The sequence below is a fragment of the Streptococcus sp. DD04 genome (assembly GCF_001578725.1).
Taxonomy (GTDB): Bacteria; Bacillota; Bacilli; order Lactobacillales; family Streptococcaceae; genus Streptococcus; species Streptococcus sinensis.
The window spans coordinates 52,941-56,761 of sequence record NZ_KQ968978.1; the positions used below are offsets into that span (position 1 = coordinate 52,941).

6 protein-coding genes are annotated in these 3,821 nt (G+C 37.5%); all 6 read left to right on the plus strand.

Going from position 1 to position 3,821, the window contains the following annotated elements:
• Positions 1-679: hypothetical protein (locus tag STRDD04_RS05380; RefSeq protein ID WP_231853891.1), on the plus strand; the 679-nt coding region annotated here is incomplete at its 5' end.
• On the plus strand, positions 669-833 hold the full coding sequence (locus STRDD04_RS10950; RefSeq protein WP_156469055.1) for a hypothetical protein: 165 nt from the start codon (positions 669-671) through the stop codon (positions 831-833). The genes STRDD04_RS05380 and STRDD04_RS10950, both read left to right, overlap by 11 nt.
• Positions 834-956: 123 nt before the next feature.
• Positions 957-1,658 carry a hypothetical protein gene (locus STRDD04_RS05385; RefSeq protein WP_062200005.1) on the plus strand — a complete coding sequence of 234 codons (702 nt, stop codon included), beginning with the start codon at positions 957-959 and terminating at the stop codon, positions 1,656-1,658.
• Complete coding sequence (locus STRDD04_RS05390) at positions 1,648-2,916, plus strand: Tle-like phospholipase domain-containing protein (protein WP_062200007.1); 1,269 nt, start codon at positions 1,648-1,650, stop codon at positions 2,914-2,916. Before STRDD04_RS05385 ends, STRDD04_RS05390 begins: the two co-directional genes overlap by 11 nt.
• Positions 2,904-3,314, plus strand: coding sequence for a hypothetical protein (locus STRDD04_RS05395; protein ID WP_062200009.1), 411 nt, complete (start codon positions 2,904-2,906; stop codon positions 3,312-3,314). Before STRDD04_RS05390 ends, STRDD04_RS05395 begins: the two co-directional genes overlap by 13 nt.
• Complete coding sequence (locus tag STRDD04_RS05400) at positions 3,311-3,628, plus strand: hypothetical protein (RefSeq protein WP_062200011.1); 318 nt, start codon at positions 3,311-3,313, stop codon at positions 3,626-3,628. Before STRDD04_RS05395 ends, STRDD04_RS05400 begins: the two co-directional genes overlap by 4 nt.
• Positions 3,629-3,821: the final 193 nt, after the last annotated feature.

Genomic DNA, 3,821 nt, shown 5'->3' on the forward strand with positions numbered 1-3,821 from the left:
AGGACTGATAATGATGGGATTGGTAGGATGCGGAGAAAATAAGAACAGCCGAGAATGGATCGAAAACAAGGTTTCTGAGGTGAGCCGTGTCTATCTGACTGAGAATCTATTTGATTTATTTAAGCAATTTCCGGAAGGGTTTGAGATAAGAAGTATTGACACTTATGATGAGACGAAGGAATATTCTCGTTATCAGAAGATTGAGCTCATTGGAAATGCAGAAACACAAGAAATAACTGGTAATTTTAAAAGGATAGAAACTCGAGGTAATCCTTATGAAGAAAAAGTGCTTTTAGAAAGCAGTATTATATACACTGAAAAAGGGCTGGAATTTTCGAATCCAGAAGTTTCTAAAGATGATTTGTTTTATGATGGGTTTTTATTTCAACAGTTAAAACTAAATAAAACAGTTCTGTCTCGATTAGAACTCAAGAAAACGTACTATAATTGGGAGACTGGTGAGGCTTCCATTGCTTATAAAAATGTAAAGAGTAAAATTATTCAGGACTACTTCCATTTACAACCAAGCGAGTCGCTAGATCTTTATATTAGTGCAGATCGCTCTGCAACTATTGGCTATGAATACGGATATCCTATTGTTTTTGACGGAGAAAATATCTCTCATTCAGAACTTATAGCAGGAAAAATTAAGAGTATGGAGAAGATAGATGCCAAATAGTAATGTGCTAACCTTGGATGCTTCTAATCTGACTTATGAATTTGAAAATATGAGAGTTAATCAGGGAGCAACTGACAATAATGTGCTTCAATATGTAGAAAAGTACACTAAGAAAAAACTCCCTCCTAACCTCCAATACCTAGACGATCCCTGAGCCCACTTTATTATATCAAACCTCAATATTATATAGGGTAGCAAGGAAGTAGAAATTTTATGATATACTATAAGGGAATTAAGGTTAGTTGTTTTATTGAATATCATAAATAAGGAGAAGGTCATGAACAAACGCACTTTTCTCACAATGTTACTTTTAGGAGGACTGATAATGATGGGATTGGCAGGATGCGGAGAAAACAAGAACAGTCGAGAATGGATTGAGAATAAGGTTTCTGAGGTCAGTCGCGTCTATCCGACTGAGAATCTGTTTGACTTGTTTAAGCAATTTCCGGAAGGGTTTGAGATTGAGCAGGTCTATTTTAAAAAGAAGAGTGATGGAATCGATGATTTCATCACGGAAATTAAGCTGAAGGGTGATGCAACATCGCATACAATAGTGGGTACCCTTGCTAAAATTCCAGCAACTGATGATGCGCCAAAAAGCGAAGAAGAAGTAGTCGTAAGTGTTCATTATGCGGATAACAAGTTTACTTTTTCTGAGGAAGAGACCGCTAGGAAAATATGGAAGTTTGACAGATTTTTATTTCAAAAGTTAACTATAAACAAAGCTGAATTATCTAATTTTAGATTAAAAGAAAAATCGTATAACAGTGTAACAAATGGTTTTAGCATATCTTATCTTACAGAAAATAAAATAGTTAATAATTATTTTGATAAAAAAGATTCTGAGAAAAGCATACTTGAGATTGGAAGTTCTCTACAAAATGAAGGTTATTACTACTACTCAATTTTAATAGATTATAAAGATGGCTATTACTTTAGAGAAACGGTGTCAAATGCGGGGGTATATAATGGCCAATAGTGGGATTCCAACTTTAGATGCTTCTAATCTGACTTATGAATTTGAAAATGTTCGAGTTCATCAGTCTGATATTGAAGATAATGCTAAAAATAAACTTCTTAGGGAAGTTAATAAATTGAAGTCTATCCCTCCTAACCTCCAATACCTAGATGATTTTCGTGACGGTTTGTCTGGTACCAGCGGTACAGCTTTCCTAGATAAGGATAGTGGAGAGGTTATTATTGCTTACACGGGAACCAATCCTAATGCGGATTTTGTAACAGATGTCACGGTAGATATTACTACTATTTTAATGTCTTACGGCTATCATTATGATGAAGCTTTTAAATTTTACGAAAGAATCCGACAGAAATATGGGGACAATATCACCTTAACAGGGCATTCTTTAGGAGGTAATATTGCTCAGAGGGTAGCTTTGGAATTTAACGCTCCGCGTACAGTGGTATATAACTCAGCCCCTCTCTATGTAGAGGGAGTGATTCGAATGAAGGATAGAGCCATAGACTATCTGATTCCGTTGGATTCTGCTCGCGAGAAGATTCTGAACAAATATGCGGACTTTACAGGTCAAGTCATTCGTATTACAACAGAAAAAGATCCTCTTAACATATGGTCCGATAGACTTGGAGGTGTCTATCTAGGCAAAGAGTATATACTTGATAATTCTGGCGGACACAGCCTTGACTCGGATATTACAGGTGATAAGAATCAAATTAATCAAATCAAGGATATTTTGGAAAAGCAGAGTCCAGAGAGGATGACTGGGCTTGAAAAGAAGCATTATAAGACCTTGAAGAAATTGCAGGGAGTAAAAGACGGTCTCCTCAAGCAATTGACCGGTCAGTTTTTATCAGATGGTAGTATTAATAGTCACGAGATGTTTTTCTTGGATAGCGTCCAGGCAACGGCTGTTGCGGCAGCTCTGACAGAGGCTGTCAGCAATGGGCACAGCGAGATTGAGGCGGTTGCGAAAAAAGCAATGACAGATGCAGAAGAACTCTATGACAAAAGCAAGGAAATTCCTTGGTTTGTAACAGAATTGACCTATGATGAGGTGCAGGAGGCCTATGCAGAAGCTGGAGTAACTTATGATAGCATTGTAGGAAAGACTCAGCGACATTTTGATAAAGCGGTAAACAAATCGGCCACTATTGTGACGGCGTTTACAGACTTGGAGGGTAGTATCCGAAATGGTATTGATCAGGCAGTGGCAGCAGACGAAAGTTTGGCAGGAGATATTAGCCAATGGACAAAATAGATGAAATTCAAGCTAAAATTAGAAACCAAGAAGAAGAACTCTGGGACTTGGAGGATAATTATAAGGCTGCCAAGAAAGAAATAGAAGAAACATATTGGAAACTAGAAGATAACAAGCGTCATCTGACTAGACTTTATGAAGAGTTTGAGGAGGCTACTTATCACTTTAGCCGACAAGATTACGTGGATAAGGAAGAGTGTCGTAAGTTTATTAATCTGTTAGATGCTTATGCGAGTGAGACGGATAGAGAATATCGTCGTCAATGTGCAAAAATAGAAGAAAAAGATGAAAAACTGACAAATCAGTATCGGAAAGATCGCAGGCAGCTGGAAGACGAATTAGAAAAGAGTTACCAGCTGAGAAGGAAATTGGATGAGGAAGAAGGAGGAAATAAATGAGTATAGCAGATGTTGTCTCAGATGCATTGTGCAGCCCCTTTACCGAAGTAGCACGAAGAGAAATTAAAAAAACATTGGAAAGAGAAGCTATTAAAGCCTTCTGCGCACCACCGATAAAAGCAAGTCGAAAAGATATTGTAGAGAAGTATGATGAGGAGATTGGTATCTTGGCCATGACAAACAAGACAGCTGTGCTCAATCTATCCAACCAAATGGACAGCTCAATTAACGGCTTGGGTCAAAAAGCAATCAGTGAAGCAATTAGCAAAAACAGCACCACTTTCGATGATTTGAATCCAGAAGAGAAAAAGTAGACTGATATGATGTTAGTTTGCTTTTTAATATAGTGCAAATTCCTTAATTTTTCCTGTTTTATTCGGCTGATAAATGGTATAATATAAGTGAATCCTAAGGCAGGCTAGAAAGGGAAAAAACGGAAACAAATCAGCCGCCTGAGGAGACGGATGCATATGTTTACTGGGTAAGGAGAGGAGGTTTATCATGTCT